This is a genomic window from Gryllotalpicola koreensis (assembly GCF_039538185.1).
Lineage (GTDB): Bacteria > Actinomycetota > Actinomycetes > Actinomycetales > Microbacteriaceae > Gryllotalpicola > Gryllotalpicola koreensis.
On the sequence record NZ_BAABBW010000001.1, the window covers coordinates 737,406 to 757,848 of the forward strand.

A 20,443-nucleotide genomic window follows, 5' to 3' on the forward strand; every position below is an offset into this window, starting at 1 on the left:
ATCTTGGCAGGGTCGGGAAGAATGCCAGCATGACCGACGCTCCCGACCGTGTGCCGGTGCCGCCCGAGCAGCCGTGGCAGCCGCCGCAACCGCAGTGGCCTCAGCCGCAGCCCGGACCGCAGCCCCCGCAGAACCCCGAGGACTGGCGTCGGATGTACCCGCCGCAGCCCCCCGCGCCCGCGGCTTCGCCGCTCGCGGCGGCTCCGAAGCCCCCGAAGCCGCCGCGCAAGTGGCTCGGGGCGTGGGGCGGCCTCTGGATCGCGCTCGGCGCGATCGGCATCATCGGTCTCGAGTTCCTGGTCGCGTGGCTGCTGCGCGACGTGCAGCGCCCGTCGCCGCGCGACGACGACGTGCTCGACCCGATCCTGCTGCTGGTCGGCAGCGGCTGCGTCATCGCCGGCTTCCTGTACACGATGGCGTACCGCGTGCCCGCTCGCTGGGGCCTCTCGATCGGCCGGCTCGTGGGCGGCGGGCTGCTCGCGGGCTTCCTGGCGGCGGTGGCCGCCGGCCTGGCGAACGGCACCATCGACGCGTTCAGCGGCGGAACCCCGGCCTCGCCCAGCACGCTCACCCTCGTGCTGGTCGGCGCGGTCGAGGAATCCTGCAAACTCGCCGCGGCGCTCGTGCTCGGCCGCTCGCTGCCCGTCAAGAACGGCCGCGTCGGGCTGTTCGTGGGCGCAGCCGTGGGCATCGGCTTCGCCGCGGTCGAGAACCTGGGCTACCTCGAGACGGCGTGGTCGGTCGGCCTCGCTCACGGCAGCGGCCTCGTCGGGGTGCTCGGCACCTCGATCACGCGCCAGCTGCTCGGCCCGTTCCTGCACCCGGTACTCACCGGTATGTCGACGGCGGCGGCCTTCGCGGTGGCGCGGAACGGCCGCTACCGCCTGACGCTCGGCGCCGTCGGGGCGTGGCTCGCCGTGGCCGTCGCGCACAGCCTCTTCGACCTCGGGGCGAGCGCCGTCGACAGCTTCGATGACCAGTACCTCGGCGGCGGCATCACGCTGCTCACGATCGCCGCCTATGTGATCGCATCCTTCCTCGCGTGGCTGCTGATCTCGCGGGCGCTCAAGCGCCGCGACCTCGCTCGCGCCACACCCGCCCCGCCCACCCCACCCGCCGCACCCGCCGAACCCGCGAGTACGGAGTAATCGCGCTCAACGGGCTCGCTTTTCCGCATCGAGTCCGTACTCGCGGCCGCAGCCGGGTCAGCAGGTTTTGAATCTTCACAAAAACGTGAATACGGCGTACAGTCGCCGCCGTGACAGACAACAGCGCCCCGGTCATCGAGACGCGGGGCCTCGTCAAGCACTTCGGCTCCGTCCACGCCCTCGACGGGCTCGACCTCACAGTGCACCCCGGTGAGGTGCACGGCTACCTCGGCCCCAACGGTGCGGGCAAGTCGACGACGATCCGCGTGCTGCTCGGGCTCGCGCGCGCGAGCGGCGGCGAGGCGCGCGTCTTCGGGCGGGATCCGTGGCGTGAGGCATCCGTTCTCCATCGTCGCATCTCGACGATCCCCGGCGATGTCGCGCTGTGGCCCAATCTCTCCGGCGGCGAGACCATCGACCTGCTCGTCAGGCTGCGCGGCGGCGACACGACGTCTGTCGCCTACACGACAGCCCGCGCGGACCTGATCGACGAGTTCCAGTTCGACCCGAGCAAGAAGGCCCGCAGCTACTCCAAGGGCAACCGGCAGAAGGTCGCGCTGATCGCGGCCTTCGCGCACCCGGCCGAGCTGTACATCTTCGACGAGCCGACGAGCGGCCTCGACCCGCTGATGGAGTCGGTGTTCACCCGCCAGGTCGGCCGCGCGGCCGAGGCGGGCGGCACGGTGCTGCTCAGCTCGCACATCCTCAGCGAGGTCGAGAAGCTGTGCACGCGCATCTCGATCGTGCGCGCCGGCTGCGTGGTCGAGAGCGGCACGCTGACCGAGCTGAGGCATCTCACGCGCACCTCGTTCAGCTTCGAACGGGACGGGTTGACCGATGCCCGACTGCGCGCGCTGCCCGGCGTGCACGACCTCGCCGAGGCGTCTGGCCGCGTCTCGTTCACGGTGGACTCCGACCAGGTGGCCGGCATCCTGCCCGAGCTCGGCGCCCTCGGCGTGCAGGGCCTGCAGGTCGCCCCGCCGTCGCTTGAGGAGCTGTTCCTCAGGCACTACGGCGATGTCGTCGCGCCGGTGGAAGCGTAGGCACCGCCGTGTTCGGAACCCTGCTGCGCTTCCGCTTGCGCCGCGACCGCACCCAGCTGACCGTCTGGGCCGTCGTCCACTTCCTCGTCGCCTACATGGTGGTCGCCGCCGTCAACACCACCTACGGCACGCCGGCCGAGCGCGCGGCGACCGTCAAGGTGCTCATGGTGACGCCGGCGATCCTGCTGTTCCGTGGCACCCCGCAGGGCACCAGCGCCGGCGACTTCATGGCGCTGCTCGGCCTGACTTTCATGGCCGTGTTGGTCGCGTTCCAGTCGACCTTCCTCGTGGTGCGGCACACCCGTGCGGAGGAGGCCACCGGCCAGACCGAGACGGTCGCCGCGACCGCCGCGGGGCGCTGGGCGCCGTCGTTCGCGGTGATCGCGCTGGGCGTGATCGCGAACGTGATCGCGATGATCGCGGTGGCGATCGGATGCCTGGCCGGCGGTCTTCCCGCCGGGGGCTCGTGGCTCTTCGGCGCGGGGCTCGGCATGGTCGGCCTCACTTTCGTGGGCGTCGCGTTCCTGCTCGCGCAGCTCTTCCCCGCCTCCCGTTCGGCGAACGGCTGGTCCGCGACCCTCGTGCTGGTCGCCTATGTCGTGCGTGGGCTCGGCGATGCGACGGGCACCCCGCACCTCGACACGCTCACGCTCACCCCGACGGCCTGGATCTGGGCGAGCCCGATCGGCTGGGCGCAGCGCACCCTGCCCTGGTCGGGGTACAGCCGCGGCTGGCCGCTGCTGCTCGGCGTGGCGAGCTTCCTCATCCTCACCGCCGTCGCGCTGCTGATTCAGGACAGGCGCGACGTCGGCGCGGGCATCCTCGCCGAGCGCCGCGGGCGCCCGACGGCATCGGCCGCGCTCGCCGGCGCCGTCGGGCTCGCGCTGCGGCTGCAGCGCGGAGTGCTGACGGGCTGGGTCCTCGCCGTCGTCGCGGGCGCCCTGCTGCTCGGCTCCCTCGCCGGCGTCATGGTCGACCAGCTGCAGACCGCGGGAAGCGGCGTCACGAACGCGCTCGAGGAGATCGGCGGCGGCGGTTCGATGCTGCAGGCCTTCGCCAACATCGGAGCCATCTTCTCGGGGCTGCTCGCCTCGGCGATCTGCGTGCAGGGGGCGATGCGCCTGCGGCAGGAGGAGGCGGCGGGCGGCCTCGACGCCGTGCTCAGCACGGCCACCGCCCGCACCCGCTGGATGCTCTCCTTCGTCGTGGTCGCCGCTGTCGGGGCGGTCGTGAGCCTCGTGCTCGGCGGCGTCGTGGCCGGCGCCGTCGCGGGCTCGGCCGGCGGCGGCTTCGCCACCTGGTTCTGGGCGATCGTGTGGGAGACGCCGGCGGTGCTCGTCTTCCTCGGCGTCGTCGCCCTGGTGTTCGCGGTGCTTCCGCAGGCCACGGTCGGCGTCGGCTGGGCGGTGTTCGGGCTCGGCGCGATCCTCGGCCTGTTCGGGCCGCTGTTCGGCCTGCCGCAGTGGGCGCGCGACCTGGCCCCGTTCGCGCACACCCCCGCGGTCGCGCTGCCGCACCCGAACTTCACCGGCGGCTGGGTGATGGCCGTCATCGCGGTGGCGCTCATCGGGGCATCCGTTTATCTGTTCAGATTGAGGGACACGAGACCGGGAGCCTGATGTCGGAGTTGCAGGAGTTCGCGGAGCGCATGGCGGCGCTCTTCACCGCTGCGGGCTTCCCGCGCATGGCCGCGCGCGTGCTGATGACTCTGATGCTCTCGACGGATGCCGCGCTGACCACCGACCAGCTGAGGGAGCGCCTCGGCATCAGCTCGGGCGCGGTCTCCGGCGCGGTGAAGTACCTCGAGCGACTCGGCATGGTGCGCCGCCGCGCCCACCGCGGCTCGCGGCGCGAGCTCTACGAGCTGCCCGAGCAGGCGTGGTACACCTCGACGCTGCGGCAGCCGCCGTTCTACGGCGAGATCGCGGCGCTCCTGCCCGACGGCCTCGCGATCGCCGAGCACGCCGGCGCGACGGGGCCGCACGAGCGGCTCGCCGAGATGCAGGACTTCTTCGTGTTCCTGCGCAGGCGGATGCCCGAGCTCTACGACGAGTGGCGCGCCCAGCGGGCCGACGGTCCACCCGCGTCGAGTACGGGGTAGTGGGGCTTATCGGCGCCGTATTCGCGCAACGACTCCGTTCTCGATCACGGGCACGGTCGCACCCGCGGTGTGCAGCCGCCGGGCGATGCGCGCGAGAGTCTCGAGCGGGCGCTTCTCGAGGTCGTCGCTGCTGATGTCGAGCTGACTCCAGCCGAGGTCTTCGACCCGCGCACGGCGCACCATGTCGTAGCGGTAGGTCGAGCGGTCCTTGCGGTGGTGGTCGCCCATGTACTCATAGCCGACCAGTTGCTCCGGAAAGGCGCCGTCGAGCATCGCGACGAGGTTGCCGCGCGCGTCATACACCCGATGGTTGAGCACCGGCGACGGAAGCCCGGCCCTCTCCACGAGCAACCGCAGCCGCGTCTCCTGCGGCGAAAGGCACCCGTACCGGATCTCCGTGAGGGCTGCACGAGCCGTGCGGACCCCGCGAGCTCCTGGCGTGGACTCGACCGCCGCGCGCAGCTCATCGCTCGTCGTCCACGGGCGGCGCCCGTCGAATGGCTTGGTGCCGGTGATCAGGAAGTCGCCCGCGACGACGAGGTCGTCGAGACTCAGCAGCTCGGCAAGCTGCACCCAGACGAACGCCGGGTGGATGACCGGTGACCCGCTCACCGTTGCCACGCGCTGGCCCCTGAGCATGAGCTCGTGGTGCACGATGCCACGCACCTGTGGTGCGCGCTGCGGTCGGAAGACACTGACGTGGATCGGGCCGGTGAGCGACTCCTCAGGCAGGGGCACGCCGAACAGCTCCGCGGCCGTGACGTGGCTGAAGTATTCGCCGACGCCGAGTCGGACGGAATAGTCCGCGCGGCGTTGCGCGTGCGTGCGCTCGCCGACGGGCGCACGCACGCCGCGGTGCGGGGCCGCGAGATCGCCTCCGCGCAGGCGGCTCGGCGTGACGCCTGCTGCAACGCCGTCCTTCACGGAGAACGCATGCCCGATGAGCTCCGCGGGCAGTGGTGAGCGACGTCTCATGGTTCATGAGGATGCTCCGGCGAGGCATCCGTCGGCGTCAGCCATCCACAGCCTGCGGCGAGTACGGAGTAGCCGCTCTCAAGAGCACCGCTTTCGAGCGACGAGTCCGTACTCGATGCGTGGAGGCAACGAGTGCGCGAAGCAAAGGTCAGCCCGCTCATAAGGCGCTCACTAAGGTTGACCGCATGACCGAGTCAGCCCCCTCAGGCATCCGTACCGACGAACTCGACCCGGAGATCCGGCCGCAGGACGACCTGTTCCGGCACGTCAACGGGAAGTGGCTGGAGCGCACCGAGATCCCGGCCGACAAGGCCCGCTGGGGCTCGTTCTACGAGCTGGCCGAAGAGGCAGAGAAGGCCGTGCGCGAGATCATCGGCGAGGCGCAGCACGCCGAGATCGGCACGGAGGCGCGGAAGTTCGGCGACCTCTTCACGAGCTTCATGGACACCGAGCGCATCGAGGAACTCGGCGCGACCCCGCTCGCGGGCTCGCTCGCGATGATCGACAACGTCCACTCGATCCCGCAGTTCCTCGAGACCCTGGCGCACTTCGAGCGCAACGGCATCGGCGGCTTCTACCAGCTGTTCGTCGACAACGACCCGGGCGACCCCGAGCGCTACCTGGTCTTCTTCGAGCAGGCGGGCCTGTCGCTGCCCGACGAGTCCTACTACCGGGAAGAGACCTTCGCGGGTCTGCGCAAGACCTTCGTCACGCACATCCAGACCATGTTCGAGCTGGCGGGAGTGGCGGATGCCGCGCGCAAGGCCGAGAACGTGTTCGCCCTCGAGACCGAGCTCGCGAAGCACCACTGGGACAATGTGAAGTCCCGCGACAGCGAGAAGACCTACAACCTCTTCACGTGGGAGGACCTGCGCGGTCTCGCCAAGTCCGAGGGAGCCGACCTGCAGCTATGGCTCGACGCGCTGAAGGCGCCGCACGGGGCGCTGCGCGAGCTCGTGCTGCGGCAGCCGTCGTTCACCGCCGGCCTCGCCGGGCTGCTCACCCAGAGCCGGCTGTCGGCGTGGAAGGACTGGCTGGTGTGGCAGAACATCCACGCCCGCGCGCCGTACCTCAGCTCCGACTTCGTGCAGGCGAACTTCGACTTCTACGGCCGCGCGCTGACCGGCACGCCCCAGCTGCGCGAGCGCTGGAAGCGCGGTGTCTCGTTCGTCGAGGGCGGCATGGGCGAGGCCGTCGGCCGCGAGTACGTGAAGAGCCACTTCCCACACGGATCGAAGGCGCTCATGGACGAGCTGGTCGCCAATCTCATCGAGGCGTATCGGGAAAGCATCCGTTCGCTGTCCTGGATGGGCGACGACACGAAGAAGCGCGCCCTCGAGAAGCTGGGCAAGTTCACGCCCAAGATCGGCTACCCGGTGAAGTGGCGCGACTACTCGAAGCTGCACGTCACCGCCGACGACCTGCTCGGCAACGTGCGCTCGATCGCCGCCTTCGAGTTCCACCGCGAGCTGTCGAAGATCGGCAAGCCGATCGACCGCGACGAGTGGTTCATGACGCCGCAGACCATCAACGCGTACTACAACCCGGGGTTCAACGAGATCGTCTTCCCCGCCGCGATCCTGCAGTACCCGTTCTTCGAGCCGACCCGCGACGCCGCCGCCAACTACGGCGCCATCGGCGCGGTCATCGGGCACGAGATCGGCCACGGATTCGACGACCAAGGCTCCAAGTTCGACGGGGACGGCAAGCTCGAGTCCTGGTGGACGGATGCCGACCGCGCGGCTTTCGAGAAGCTGACGAGCGCTCTCATCGCGCAGTACGACGCGCTCACCCCCGCGCAGCTGCCCGAGGGATCGCCGCACGTCAACGGCGCGCTCACGATCGGCGAGAACATCGGCGACCTGGGCGGCCTCGGCATCGCGTGGAAGGCGTATGTGCGGTCGTTGGGGGGCGCCGAGCCGCCCGTGATCGACGGGCTCACGGGAGCGCAGCGCTTCTTCCTGTCGTGGGCGCAGGCGTGGCAGCAGAAGAGCCGGGATGCCGAGGTGATCCGGCTGCTCACGATCGACCCGCACTCGCCGAACGAGTTCCGCTGCAATCAGATCGTGCGCAACATCGACGAGTTCTACGCGGCGTTCTCGGTGCAGGAATCCGACGACCTGTACCTGCCGAAGGAATCCCGCGTCGCCATCTGGTAGCACTTTTGTGCCTCCGCCCGACTGTTGCGCCTGCCACCGGGGACGCAACCGTCGGCGGGGGGCGCAAAAGCGGCGTCAGTGGACGTACTCCAAGAGGTCCAGGCCGAAGGTGCGCATGCCCTCGAGTACGCGCAGCCGGATGGGCAGCCCCGAGTCGTCGAAGTACATCGACACGGCATACGCCACGCCGGCGCGCGGACCGCGCAGCACGCCGACCTCGCTGCGCACGCCGGCGTCGGTTCCCGTCTTGTTGACGAGCAGGATGCCGTGGTCGGCGCCCCGGTGGGCGAGCGGGTCGAGGCCGAAGGAGCCCGCGACCATGGTGAGGTCGGCGTTCAGCGAGAGCCACTGCACGACCCGCTGGCTCGTGGCGCGGTCGACGATCTCGCCGCGGGCGAGGGCCGCGAACAGCCAGGTCAGCTCAGCGGCCGAGCCGATCGACAGCTGAGGCGCGTCGTCGGGACCGCGGTGGTCGCGCACGAGGTCGAGCAGGCCGGTGCGGGTGAGGCCGAGCTGCTCGGTGCGGGCGCTCACGGCCTCGAGCCCGACGCGGCGCAGCAGCACGTTCGTGGCGAGGTTGTCGCTCGCGGCGCCGACGAGCGCGGCGAGGTCGGCGAGGGGGAGTGACGGGACGGCGAGGTGCTGCCAGATGCCCGAGTCGCCCACGGCATCCCGCGCCTCCCGGTCGAGCAGCGTGAGCCCGCTCACCTGCCGCTGCTCGAGCTGTGCGGCCACCTCGATCAGCAGCAGCACCTTGCCGATCGACGCGGTCGGCATGACCACGTGGTCGTCGACCGAGAACACCACCTGACCCGTGGCGAGATCGACCGCCCGCGCAGAGACCTGGACCCCCGCGAGAGCGAGCTCGGCGAGGGCTGCGAAACCGCGGTCGAAGGAATCCGCCGTCTCCTCGCCGCGATGCCGGCCGAGCGCCACGGCAGTGTGCCGAGCACGTCTGCCTGAGGCCTGCTGGGCGGCGGAGGACACGGTGCGGAGATCTCCCTCTGGGCGATGGAACATCTCGGGCCCCCTCCCTCGATAGGTCGATCCTATGGTGTGGACGGCCCCCCAAAATGCGTGCCAGGACGCCCCAGATAGAATTGATCGGATTCCTCATCTCACGTCCCCCTCCAGGAGATCTGCCACATGGCCGAACAGTCCCGCCTCGAGTCCGTCATCGCCCTCGCACAGCACCGCGGATTCGTGTTCCAGTCAGGCGAGATCTACGGCGGGACCCGCAGCGCGTGGGACTACGGCCCCCTCGGCACCGAGCTGAAGGAGAACATCAAGCGGCAGTGGTGGAAGACCTTCGTGCGCGGCCGCGGCGACATGATCGGCCTCGACTCGTCGGTCATCCTGCCCCCGAAGACGTGGGAGGCATCCGGCCACCTCGCGACCTTCAACGACCCGCTCACCGAGTCGCTCGTGACCCACAAGCGCTACCGCGCCGACCACCTCTTCGAGGCGTACGAGAAAGAGCACGGCCACCCGCCCGTGAACGGCCTCGACGACATCCCCGACCCCGACAACCCCAAGGTCGTCGGCAAGTGGACCCCGATCCGGCAGTTCAACGGCATGCTCAAGACCTACCTCGGCGTCGTCGAGGACGAGTCGGGCCTCGCCTACCTGCGCCCCGAGACCGCGCAGGGCATCTTCACCAACTTCCTCAACCTGCTGCAGACGAGCCGCAAGAAGCCGCCGTTCGGCGTCGGCCAGATCGGCAAGGCGTTCCGCAACGAGATCACGCCGGGGAACTTCATCTTCCGCACCCGCGAGTTCGAGCAGATGGAGATCGAGTACTTCGTGCCGCCGGCCGACGCCCCCGCGCACTTCGACAAGTGGGTCGAGGACTGCGTGAACTGGTTCGTCGACCTCGGCGTCTCCCGCGACAGCATCCGTCTCTTCGACGTGCCGGACGGCGACCGCGCGCACTACAGCGACCGCACGATCGACATCGAGTACGACTTCGGCTTCGAGGGCGAGCCGTGGGGCGAGCTCATGGGCATCGCGAACCGCACCGACTTCGACCTCAAGAGCCACGCCGAGGTCTCGGGCCGCGACCTGTCCTACTTCGACCCGACGACCAACGAGCGCTGGGTGCCCTACGTCATCGAGCCGTCCTTCGGCCTCACCCGCTCACTCATGGCGTTCCTGCTCTCGGCCTACGACGAGGAGCAGGTGACCACCGCGAAGGGCGACACCGAGACCCGCACCGTGCTGCGCCTCGATCCGCGCCTCGCGCCCTTCAAGGCCGCCGTGCTGCCGCTGTCGAAGAAGGAGACGCTGACGCCGCTCGCGCAGAGGATCGCCGACGAGCTGCGCGGCGACTGGAACGTCGACTACGACGAGACCCAGGCGATCGGCCGCCGCTACCGCCGACAGGACGAGATCGGCACCCCGTTCTGCGTCACGGTCGACTTCGACAGTCTGGAAGACAGCGCGGTGACGGTGCGCGATCGCGACACGATGGCGCAAGAACGGATTCCGGTGGCCGGTCTCAAGGCATACCTGGCCGAGCGCCTCGTCGGGGCGTAGCGCTCGAGCGGCAGAGCCCGCATGTGCGGATAAGGTTTCGGCAGGCGCCGACGTGGTTGCGGCGCCTTCAGGAGCGCATCGCCGGCAGCCGCCCGGCGATCCGAGCACAACGGGCTGGGGGTATCGGTGGCCGCACGCCGCGTGACCATCATCGACGTCGCCCGCAGGGCAGGGGTCGCGGTCAGCTCCGTCTCGAGCGCGCTGAACGGGCGCCCAGGCGTCTCGGAGTCCACGCGTGAGCGCATCGTGCAAGTGGCGAACGAGCTCGGCTTCGTCCCGTCGCTGCGGGCGAAGAGCCTGTCGGGGCGCCGCGCGTTCACGGTCGGGCTCGTCGTCCACCGCGACCCCGACGTGCTCGAGCTCGATCCGTTCTTCGGCGGGTTCATCGCGGGCATCGAAGAGGCGATCGACCCGCGTGGCTACGCCCTCGTCCTGCAGGTCGGTGCCCGGGGGGATGAGGTCCACCAGCGCTATCGGAAGCTCGCCGCCGACCGGCGCGTCGACGGCGTCTTCATGGTCGACCTGGAGGTCGATGACCCCCTCATCGCTCTCGTGCAGGAGCTGCAGGTCCCTGCCGTCGCGGTCAACTCAGGCGACGATTCTCCGCTGCCGGCGGTGCGTCAGGACGCGAACGCCGGGATCCGCGAGACCGTCCAGCACCTCGCCGCACTGGGGCATCGTCGCGTCGCCTACGTCGGAGGGCGGCCGCACCTGCTGCACTCCCTGCAGCGCGAGAACGCGTGGAGAGCGGCGCTCGCGGAGTCGGGGTTGACGCCCGGGCCCGTGGTCACGGGGGACTTCACCTACCTCGGCGGCGCAGCTGCTGCCGCGACCTTGCTCGCGCTGCCTGATCCGCCGACCGCGGTGATGTGCGCGAACGACCTCTCCGCGATCGGGTTCATCACTCAGGCGGAGTCGATGGGCATCGATGTGCCGGGAAAGGTCTCGGTCGCGGGATTCGACGACATCCAGTTCGGAACGTATGTGCGCCCCGCGCTCACGACGGTGCGAACCACTCCGCGCGAGCTCGGTCGGGAGTCGGGGCGGATGCTCATCGACCTGATCGAGACGGGGGAGGTCGACGACGTCACGGTCCCCGACGCGCGGCTGGTCGTGAGGGATTCCACAGCGCCGGTTCCTCCGGGCCGCTGACGCGCGGCGACGCGACTTGCAGCGTCTGCAGCGATATGTCATGCTTCGGGAACCGAAACGTTTCGGTTCCTGTGCAATCACCCGAGGAGACCCACACATGGCAACAACGAAGTTGCGGGGCAGCACCCTGACCCGGCGGCTTTTCACCGGACTCGCGGCCGCGGCGGCGATCGGCGTGCTGGCCGCATGCTCGAGCGCGACGCCCCAGTCGTCGGACGGCAAGCCGAGCGGAAAGCTGCAGATGCTGGTCTCCAGCAGCGATGCGACGGACGCCGGCTTCCGCGCCATCAACGCCGCGTTCGAGAAGCAGTATCCGGATGTCGACGTGGTGTTCTCCACCGTGTCGAACGACAACTACCCCGCCACCAAGTCCTCGCGTCTCACCGCGGGCAACCTCGACCTCTTCGTCGTCAAGGGCATGATGGAGACCCCGTCGTATGCGAAGGACGCGGCGACGGACGACGCCCGGCTCGCCCAGGCGGGGGGCCTCGTCGACCTCACCCACGAGTCCTTCCTCGCGAAGTACACGTCGTCGCTGCTCGACGCGCAGGCCATCGGCGGCAAGCAGTACTCCGTTCCGACCGGCGTGAGCTACTACACCGGCGTGTTCTACAACAAGAAGATCTTCGCGGACAACGGCCTGAAGGTGCCGACGACCTGGAGCGAGTTCACCGCCGTGGTCGACGCGCTCAAGGCGAAGGGCATCACCCCGTTCGGCGTCGGCGGCAAGGACAGCTGGCCTGCCGGCCTGCCGATGCTGGCTTCCGTCGCGTCCCTCTACCCGCACGCGACGGACAAGCAGCAGCTCGCCAAGGACCTCTGGACGAACCAGGCGAAGCTCACCGACCCGACCGAGGTCAAGGTCCTGCAGCAGACCGAGTACGTGCTGCAGAACGCGCAGCAGGGCGCGGCCGGGGCCGACTACACCTCCATTCCGTCCGGCTTCGCGGGCGGGAAGTTCGCCATGACCGTCGACGGCACCTGGGATCAGCCGACGATCGAGACCGCCGTCGGCGGCAAGTTCGACTACGGCTACTTCCCGTTCCCCGGCTCGGACAACGCGGCCGACAACGCGCTGCTGAACGGGAAGACGGAGCTCCAGCTGGCGATCCCGAGCTCTGCCAAGAACAAGACCGCCGCCCTCGCCTGGCTGAAGTTCTTCTCCGAGAAGAAGAACTACGAGACCTTCCTGGCGAAGTCCGGGTTCTCGTCGGCGCAGCCCGGCATCTCGACCAGCACCTTCCTGCAGTCCATCGGCGAGTACACGAAGTCCTACGAGCCGGCGTGGGATCAGATCTGGTTCGCGAACAACAAGGCCGGTCAGGACGCGGTGTTCCCCTTCGACTACCCGGCGCTGAAGCCGCTCGGCTCGAAGACGCCCGAGCAGGCCGCCGAGGCCGCCCAGAAGGCCTGGTCCGCCGCAGGCTGACCCGATCTTCGCCCAGGGTGGTGTGCGGGACCCGTCACCGCGTCCCGCACACCACCCGGCCTTGACGTGAGAGAGACATGACTCAATCCTTTCCCTTCCCGCGGCGAATGCCCGTCCGCATCACCTTCGGCCTCGGGATGCTTCTTCTGGGGATCTTCGGCTTCGTGCCCGCCGTGGGCGTGCTGGTGGCGTCGTTCACCGACCTGCGCGGCATCCCCGGCCTGCCGATCGACTTCGTCGGGATCCAGAACTACGTCGACTTCTTCTCACCGGCGAAGTGGGCCGACAGTGCGAACGCGCTGAAGAACACGATCATCTTCGCCGTGGCCAGCACCGTCGTCCAGATCGTGCTCGCACTGGGCATCGCCGTTCTCCTGAACCGCTCGATCAAGGGCCGGGCGTTCTATCGCGCCGTCGTCTTCATGCCGACGATCCTCGGCGTGACCGTGACCGGGCTGATCTGGTCGCTGATCTTCAACGTCAGCGGGGGGCCCGCGGCGTCGGTGCTGAACCTCTTCGGGAAGCATTCCGCCTTCTTCGGCGACCCGAAGCTCGCGCTGGCCCTCGTCATCCTCGTGCAGGTCTGGATGGTCATCGGGATCTCGGTGATCATCTTCCTCTCCGGGCTGCAAGCGGTGCCCGAGGAGCTCGAAGAGGCCGCCGAGATCGACGGGGCCAGCTCGTGGCAGCGCTTCCGCAACGTCACCGTGCCGCTGCTCGCGCCGTCGATCACGGCGAATGTGCTGCTCGGCATCGTGAACGCCCTGCAGAGCTACCAGCTCATCTACGTGCTGAGCGGTCCGAACAACCGCTCGACGCAGGTGCTGTCCCTGCTCGTCTACGTGCAGGGCTTCGGCGGGGCATCCGGCACCACGCTCTCGCAGTCGCAGGGGTACGCGGCCGCGGTCTCGATGGTGCAGTTCGTCCTGGTCGCGATCGTCTCCCTGATCGCCTTGGCCATCCTCCGCCGACGGGAGGCCAAGCTGTGACCAGCACGGCATCCCCTCGACTCGAGCGCGGCGCGCGGTCGCTCACGCGCTCGCGCTCGCGCCGGCGCATCCCGATCGGCGCCTACATCTGCGCCTTCGTTCTGCTCGTCGTGTTCCTGTTCCCGCTGCTCTACCTGCTCAACACGGCGCTGAAGTCGCAGGCCGAGTTCGTCTCGAACCCGGTCGGCATCGTCACCGATCCCCAGTGGGGCAACTTCACGACGGCGTGGCACAAGGGCGACTTCGGCGCCTACATCCTCAACAGCGTGCTGTACACGCTCGCCGGATCGATCATCGGCACCCTGCTGACCCTCGTGCTGGCGTTCCCGGTCGCGCGCGGCTACATCCGCGGGGCCAAATACTGGTCGGTGGTCTTCGTCCTCGTGCTGTTCCTGCCGAACGCGCTGATCACTCAGTTCCAGCTCCTGCTGCGGCTCGGGCTGTACGACACCCAGCTCGGCTACATCCTTCTCGTCGGGGTCGGCGTCGGCGTCGGGCCACTGCTTCTGAGCGGATTCGTGCGGTCGATCCCCCGCGAGCTCGACGAGGCCGCCGCGATGGACGGCATCGGGTACTGGCGGTACCTGTTCACCTTCATCCTGCCGCTGGCGCGCCCGGCGCTGGTGACCGTCTTCATCCTGCAGGCGGTCTGGATCTGGAACGAGATCATCCTCGCCACGGTCCTGCTGGCCGACCCGACGAAGTTCCCCGTCACCGTTGGGCTCTACGCGTTCAAGGGGACCTACGGCAACCAATGGCCGCTGCTGGCCGCCGCCACCTTCATCGTCGCCGCGCCCCTGATCGTCGGCTACGTCTTCATCCAGCGCTACTTGGTCAACGGCGTCGTCGGCGCCGTCAAGGGCTGAGCTCGCGCCGTTCGCACATCCGCATTCACCTGAGGGGTTTCGTGTCCGACATCACCACCGCCACCGTTCCGTATGCGCTCCACCGTGTCGGCACGGTCATGGAGCCCGACCCCGCCGACCCCCGGCAGGCGGAGGGCGTGCTCAACCCCGCGACGGTGCAGGACGCCGACGGCACGGTGCACCTCTTCCCGCGGATGGTCGCCGCGAGCAATGTCTCCCGGATCGGGCGCGGCCGGGTCGTGCTCACCGACGGTGTGCCCACGGCGATCGACGAGCTCGAGATCGCCCTCGAGGCCGATCGCGGGTGGGAGCACGGAACTGCCCACGGAGGCGTGGAGGACCCGAGGATCACGACGCTCACGGATCTCGGAATCCATGTCATGACCTACGTGGCGTTCGGCCCGCTCGGCCCGAAGCCCGCCGTGGCGGTCTCCACCGACGGCGTGCAGTGGCGACGTCTCGGCCCGCTGCAGTTCGCGTACGACGACGCGCTCGACACCGACCTGAATCTGTTCCCCAACAAGGACGTCGTCTTCTTCCCGGAGATCGTGCCCGGCCCGGACGGCGAGCCGAGTTTCGCGCTGCTGCACCGGCCGATGTGGGACTTCGGGTTCGTCCGCCCCGCGGAGCAGCCGCCGTTGCCCGCAGGGGTCACGGACGAGCGCGCGAGCATCTGGATCTCCTACGTTCCGGCGCGTGAGGCCATGCGGGATCTCAGCGCACTCGTGCGCCCCCACGGCCACCGCTTCGTCGCCGGCCCGGAGTATGACTGGGAGGCCCTCAAGATCGGCGCGGGGCCTGCACCGCTGCGGGTGCCGGAGGGCTGGCTGCTGCTCCACCACGGTGTGACCGGATCGCTCGAGGGGGGCGCCTTCGCCCCCCAGTCGTTCAACGTGCGCTACGTGGTCGGCGGGATGCTTCTGGACGCCGAGGACCCCGCCCGCGTTCTCGCCAGGACGAGCGAGCCGCTGCTCGCCCCGGAGACGGTCGAAGAGACCGCAGGAACCGTCGCGAACGTGCTGTTCCCGACCGCCATCGAGAAGATCGGCGACGAGCATTTCGTGTTCTACGGTGCGGCAGACAGCCGCATCGCCGTCGCCCGGCTGGTGCACACCGACTGAGCGCCCTTCGTCCCACCCACCCGTCACCAAGGAGCTCTGCGCAATGACGCGCTATCCGAACACCTCAGAGAACGTCCGCACACCGTCCCGTCGCCGTCGCCTCTGGGGCGTGGTCACCGCGGCGGTCGTGATGATCGCCACGGCCCTCGGCTCTGTCGGGCTCAGCGCGCCGCCGAGCCACGCCGCCGACCTCGACTCCGACGTGAACACGATCATCGGCCGCCTGCAGGACTACTACCTGAGCCAGGGCGACGAGGTGCAGATCGCGAACGGCATCTACCTCGCGCAGACGTCGGAAGCGCTCGACTACGTCGCTTCGCAGAACCCGGACGGCTCCTGGTCCGACGTGAACTATCAGGACACGACGAGCTCCGCGAACGGCAAGACGTGGGATGCCTACAAGGCGCTCTACCGCATGGTCGCGATCGCGCAGGCCTATCAGGACAAGGACGCGCCGGGCTATCACGACGCGAGCCTGGTGACGGCGGAAGAGCACGCCCTCACGTACTGGGATCAGGTGAACCCCGGCAACACCAACTGGTGGGAGACGGAGATCGGCGAGTCGATCGCCATGGGCCGCATCTCGATCTTCCTCGGCGATGTCCTCAGCGGCGACACGGCCGCCCTGGCCATCAAGCACAACCAGGGCAAGCTGGACCCCGCCGGCGCCAACGGCGCGTGGCGCACCTCGGACTACCTCTACCGGGCGATCGCCACACGCAACGCCGACCAGATCAGGGCCGGCTTCGCGACCATGGTCAAGACCGTGGCCGTCGACGACTCCGGAACGGTGCAGGAGGCCGTCCAACCGGACGCGTCGTTCTGGGCCCACGGCGCGCAGCTGTACAGCGAGGGCTACGGCATGGCGCTGTTCACGACCGTGGCGATGTGGGCGGATGCCGCCCGCGGCACGAGCCTCGCGTTCACGCGCGATCAGCTGGACACCATCGCGTTCTACATCATCGACGGCACGCGCTGGATGATCCGCGGCGAGATCGGCATGCTCTACCTGCTGTACCGGCCGGCGACGACGGTCGACGGCATCACCACGTACAGCGACGTGTTCCTCGACCCGCTCGATCGCATGGCCCGCACCGACCCCCTGTACGCGACCGCCTACCGGCAGCTCGCGGACAACATCCGGGGCACCGCGAGCGGGAACGGCGTGACGGGAGACAAGTACTTCTGGCGCTCGGAGTTCTCGTCCCACCTGCGGGACGACTACGGCATCTTCACCAGCCTCAACTCGAGCCGGACGGTCGGCAGCGAGTACCGCTCGACGCTGCGGAAGGACGTCGGGAACGAGATCGTGTGGAGCAAGGCGGGCGCCACCGCGATCCAGGTGACGGGCAAGGAGTACACCGCTCTGGGCCCGAGCTTCGACTGGTACCACTACCCCGGGACCACTGCGCCCTATGTGAAGGAGACGACGCTCGGGCCGGACGGCCGCTCGAGCAACGGCGGCAGCTTCACCGGCGGCGTCTCCGACGGCACCTACGGCGCGAGCGTCGAGAGCCTCGACCGCGCGAACACGCAGGCGCAGAAGAGCTACTTCTCCTTCGATGACGAGATGGTCGCGCTCGGCGCAGGAATCCGATCCACCTCGACGGCCGAGGTCGACACCACCGTCAACCAGGTCGCCGCCATGGGCAACGCGTCCGTCGACGGCAAGGCCGTCGCGGCTGGCACGGACTCCCAGACCGTGGCGAACCCGTCGTGGGCGTACAACGACAAGGTCGGCTACGTCTTCCCCGGTGACAGCCCGGTCACGGTCTCGGACAAGCCGCAGACGGGCAGCTACTACGGGGGTCAGCCCGAGACCCACAACGCCTTCACCCTCTACTTCGACCACGGCGTGAATCCGACGAACGCCGGCTACGAGTACATCGTCCTTCCCGCCGCGACCGCCAAGCAGACCGCGGCGTACGCCGCCAAGCCCGCGGTGAAGATCCTGCAGAACACCACCTCGGTTCAGGCGGTGCGGGATGCCGGATCGAAGGTGACGATGGCGACCTTCTATCAGGCGGGCAAGCTCGGCCTCGGCGATGGCCGCACGCTGTCGGTCAGCCAGCCGAGCATCGTCATCCTCAACGAGTCGAGCGGCACGCCGGTCGTCAGCGTGTCGAACCCCAGTCAGCCCGGGCTCCTGGTGGACGTCGCTCTGACGGGGCCCGGCTCAGCCGCGGGCGCCACGTTCGTCCTCGGCTCCGGGGCCGAGCTGGGCAAGACCGTGACCGAGCCGCTCGCCGTCGAAGGCGCAGTCGATTCGCCGTATGCCGCGAGCGGTTCGGCCTCTAGCCACGGGCCCGCTCTCGCCGGGGACGGCGATGCGAGCACGACGTGGCAGTCGACGGGCGAGAGCCCGTGGCTCAGCGAGCGCCTCGCCGCGGGATCCGTCGCAGCGGGGATCGACATCGACTGGGGCGACGCGTATCCCGCCAGGTATCTCATCCAGACCTCGAGCGACGGTACGGACTGGACCGATCAGAAGCTGGTGCAGAACGTCACGGGCGGGCACCAGCACGTCGGTTTCCCGGCGACACCGGCGAACTTCGTGCGGATTCTGCTCGTCGACGACCCGGGCTCTGGCGGTTTCTCCGTTCGGGAGTTCGCGGCGGACGCGAGCGTGAATCTGGCTCTGGGAGCGCCGACCACGGCCTCGGACGGCACCGGCCCGGGAAGCGCCACCGATGGGAACATGACCACCCGTTGGATCGCCGACAGGACCGGGAGCCCCGACACCTCGTGGCTCCAGGTCGATCTCGGATCGGTGAGGGCGATCGGCACGGTGCGGATCTCGTGGGAGGCGTCGTACGCGAGCCAGTACAAGATCCAGGTCTCCGATGACGGGACGAGCTGGCGCGACGCCTACGCGACGCCCGCAGCAGGCAGCGACGGCGGCACCGATCTCGTCAAGGTCGATGCGACGGGACGGTACCTGCGCGTCCAGACCGTCAAGCGCGCGCTCTCCGCATACGGAGTCTCCATCTGGGAGCTCGAGGTGTACGGCGACGACCTGGTCGCGAATGCGCCGGCCGCGAGCGCTCGGGTGAACCTGGCCCTGAACCAGCCCACGACGGCCGACAGTGTCTACAACAACCTCTCCAACATCGTTCCGACCATGGCGACGGACGGCTCGACCAGCACCAAGTGGTCCTCCGCCCGGCCGACGGGAGCGGCGCCGTACTCGACGCAGAACTGGCTCCGCGTTGATCTCGGAGCCGTGAAGCCCGTGTCGCAGGCGGTCGTCGAGTGGGAGACGGGGAACTCGACGGACTACCAGATCCAGGGGTCGGTGGACGGGCAGCAGTGGACGCAGCTGGCTCACGTTCAGAACACGGGGACCGCCGATCATCGCCGGGACGTGGTCGACTTCGCGACGGCATCCGTTCGCTATGTCCGTGTCATCGGGGCGCCGGCCACCAAGTACGGCCTCAACATCTGGGAGTTCGAGGTCTACGGCGGCTACAGTCTGACGTGCCCGGCGACCGTCGCAGCCCCGCCGAACAGCGCGGCGACGGTGACCGCGAAGATCTCCCCGGCGGACAGCGGCGACACTTTCGCCGCACACGTTCTGGACAGCACGGTCGCGACGATCACCGGCGGCCCCCGCGTCGGCAGCGACGGCTCCGTCGCCTACGACCTGAAGACGGGGAAGTCCGGGTCGACCTCGGTTCTCGTGACCCATGGCAACGGGGACGAGTATGCGTGGTGCCCCATCGTGATCCCGGTCGACACGAGCGCTCTTCAGCAGCTCGTCGACCAGGCGAACGGGTTCGACAGCACGCGCTTCACGCCGGCGAGCTGGGCGCCCCTGCTGCCGGCGCTGGAAAGCGCGAAGGATGCGCTGAAGGCGACGACGCCCACGCAGACGGCGATCGACGCGGCGGCGGCGAAGCTGCGCAGCGCCATCGGCGGCCTGGCGATGCCCTCAGCGCCGGACGCACCGGCCTGGGACGCGTCGACGGTCTATCACGCAGGCGACCAGGTGAGCTTCGCCGGCTCCACGTGGCTCGCCAGCTGGTACACCCAGAACCAGAAGCCGGGGGACCCGAACGGGCCATGGCAGGAGACCCTGGTCACGCCGGGTGGAACCGCGGTCTGGACGGCATCGCGGATCTTCCAGGCGGGGGACACCGCCGTCTATCAGGGCCGGGAGTACCTCGCCAAGTGGTACACGAGGAATCAGGCGCCCGGTGACCCGAACGGTCCCTGGAAGGCCGCCAGCTGAGCCGGAGAACACGATGGGGAGGAGCGCAGCTCCTCCCCATCTTCGTGCCGAGACGGCGGCGTCGCTACGCTGCGGCGCGCGCCTTCCACTCATCTGCAGTGATCGCGTAGATGGCCACGTCGTGCCACTCGCCGTCGACGATCTCGCGCTCCTTGAGCAGCGCCTCCTGACGCATTCCGAGGATGTCGCAGAGGCGAGCGGATGCCTCGTTGCGGGCATCCAGCTCGGCGTAGACGCGGTGCGCGCCCATCTTCTCGAACGCGAGGTCGATGACGGCCGTGGTCGCCTCCGTCGCGAGCCCACGCCCGTGAATGGCGGGGTGGAACACCCAGCCGACCTCGAACTGCGCGTTGCGGACGCTCTTGGCGAAGAGGGCCACGTCGCCGATCTCGCCGCCCTGCGAGCCGTCGGCCTGCTTGAACTCGACGGCCCAGGCGAGGCCGTCGCCCTTGTCCTTGATGCTCGCGCTCTGGACGAGCCGCTTCGATGCCGAGCCGTTGCTCTGCTCGTCGTCGTGGTCGCGGACTTCCCAGCGCAGGTACTTGACGACCTTCTTGGCGAGCGCGAAGTCGCTGTGAGCGGCGGTCGCCTCGTCGATGGTCAAGGGGCGCAGCACGAGCCGGTCGGTGGTGACGATGCACGCGTCGAACGGAACAGTGGCCGGCGCGGGCTGGTCGATGGTGTCGGTCATGAT

General features: G+C 69.1%; 15 protein-coding genes. 12 read left to right on the plus strand and 3 right to left on the minus strand.

Going from position 1 to position 20,443, the window contains the following annotated elements; all coding sequences use genetic code 11:
* Positions 1-29 precede the first annotated feature (29 nt).
* The 4 genes from ABD708_RS03580 (at position 30) to ABD708_RS03595 (ending at position 4,292) form a co-directional block, all read left to right on the plus strand.
* A complete protein-coding gene (locus tag ABD708_RS03580; protein ID WP_344751909.1) occupies positions 30-1,148 on the plus strand; it encodes a PrsW family intramembrane metalloprotease in 1,119 nt (372 codons plus the stop codon).
* 110 nt (positions 1,149-1,258) lie between these two features.
* Positions 1,259-2,191 carry an ABC transporter ATP-binding protein gene (locus ABD708_RS03585; protein WP_344751910.1) on the plus strand — a complete coding sequence of 311 codons (933 nt, stop codon included), beginning with the start codon at positions 1,259-1,261 and terminating at the stop codon, positions 2,189-2,191.
* Positions 2,192-2,199: 8 nt separating this feature from the next.
* A complete protein-coding gene (locus ABD708_RS03590) occupies positions 2,200-3,810 on the plus strand; it encodes an ABC transporter permease (protein WP_344751911.1) in 1,611 nt (536 codons plus the stop codon).
* Positions 3,810-4,292 (plus strand): GbsR/MarR family transcriptional regulator, encoded by a 483-nt coding sequence (locus ABD708_RS03595; RefSeq protein WP_344751912.1) that lies wholly within the window; start codon positions 3,810-3,812, stop codon positions 4,290-4,292. Before ABD708_RS03590 ends, ABD708_RS03595 begins: the two co-directional genes overlap by 1 nt.
* 6 nt (positions 4,293-4,298) lie before the next feature.
* On the opposite strand, the gene ABD708_RS03600 is transcribed toward ABD708_RS03595, so the two are convergent.
* Positions 4,299-5,267, minus strand: a complete 969-nt coding sequence (locus ABD708_RS03600) for a hypothetical protein (protein ID WP_344751913.1) — start codon at positions 5,265-5,267, stop codon at positions 4,299-4,301.
* Between the two features lie 185 nt (positions 5,268-5,452).
* Here ABD708_RS03600 and ABD708_RS03605 point away from each other — a divergent pair, with 185 nt between their 5' ends.
* Positions 5,453-7,426, plus strand: coding sequence for a M13 family metallopeptidase (locus ABD708_RS03605; protein ID WP_344751914.1), 1,974 nt, complete (start codon positions 5,453-5,455; stop codon positions 7,424-7,426).
* Positions 7,427-7,501: 75 nt separating this feature from the next.
* On the opposite strand, the gene ABD708_RS03610 is transcribed toward ABD708_RS03605, so the two are convergent.
* Positions 7,502-8,446: a serine hydrolase gene (locus ABD708_RS03610; protein WP_425553236.1), complete on the minus strand. Its 945-nt coding sequence runs from the start codon at positions 8,444-8,446 to the stop codon at positions 7,502-7,504.
* Between the two features lie 126 nt (positions 8,447-8,572).
* Here ABD708_RS03610 and ABD708_RS03615 point away from each other — a divergent pair, with 126 nt between their 5' ends.
* The 7 genes from ABD708_RS03615 to ABD708_RS03645 all read left to right on the plus strand — a co-directional run bounded on the left by ABD708_RS03615 (position 8,573) and on the right by ABD708_RS03645 (position 19,749).
* Complete coding sequence (locus tag ABD708_RS03615) at positions 8,573-9,961, plus strand: glycine--tRNA ligase (protein WP_344751916.1); 1,389 nt, start codon at positions 8,573-8,575, stop codon at positions 9,959-9,961.
* A 126-nt stretch (positions 9,962-10,087) separates the two neighbouring features.
* A complete protein-coding gene (locus ABD708_RS03620) occupies positions 10,088-11,113 on the plus strand; it encodes a LacI family DNA-binding transcriptional regulator (protein WP_344751917.1) in 1,026 nt (341 codons plus the stop codon).
* A 97-nt stretch (positions 11,114-11,210) separates the two neighbouring features.
* On the plus strand, positions 11,211-12,542 hold the full coding sequence (locus ABD708_RS03625; RefSeq protein WP_344751918.1) for an ABC transporter substrate-binding protein: 1,332 nt from the start codon (positions 11,211-11,213) through the stop codon (positions 12,540-12,542).
* A gap of 107 nt (positions 12,543-12,649) precedes the next feature.
* Complete coding sequence (locus tag ABD708_RS03630) at positions 12,650-13,531, plus strand: carbohydrate ABC transporter permease (RefSeq protein ID WP_344751919.1); 882 nt, start codon at positions 12,650-12,652, stop codon at positions 13,529-13,531.
* Complete coding sequence (locus tag ABD708_RS03635) at positions 13,528-14,397, plus strand: carbohydrate ABC transporter permease (RefSeq protein WP_344751920.1); 870 nt, start codon at positions 13,528-13,530, stop codon at positions 14,395-14,397. The genes ABD708_RS03630 and ABD708_RS03635 overlap by 4 nt, the downstream gene beginning before the upstream one ends.
* A 98-nt stretch (positions 14,398-14,495) precedes the next feature.
* Positions 14,496-15,518: a glycoside hydrolase family 130 protein gene (locus tag ABD708_RS03640; RefSeq protein WP_344752175.1), complete on the plus strand. Its 1,023-nt coding sequence runs from the start codon at positions 14,496-14,498 to the stop codon at positions 15,516-15,518.
* Between the two features lie 43 nt (positions 15,519-15,561).
* The gene (locus ABD708_RS03645; protein WP_344751921.1) at positions 15,562-19,749 is read left to right on the plus strand and encodes a polysaccharide lyase family 8 super-sandwich domain-containing protein; all 4,188 of its coding nucleotides are present in this window, start codon (positions 15,562-15,564) and stop codon (positions 19,747-19,749) included.
* Between the two features lie 64 nt (positions 19,750-19,813).
* Here ABD708_RS03645 and ABD708_RS03650 read toward each other — a convergent pair whose 3' ends face one another.
* The gene (locus ABD708_RS03650) at positions 19,814-20,440 is read right to left on the minus strand and encodes a GNAT family N-acetyltransferase (RefSeq protein ID WP_344751922.1); all 627 of its coding nucleotides are present in this window, start codon (positions 20,438-20,440) and stop codon (positions 19,814-19,816) included.
* Positions 20,441-20,443 lie beyond the last annotated feature (3 nt).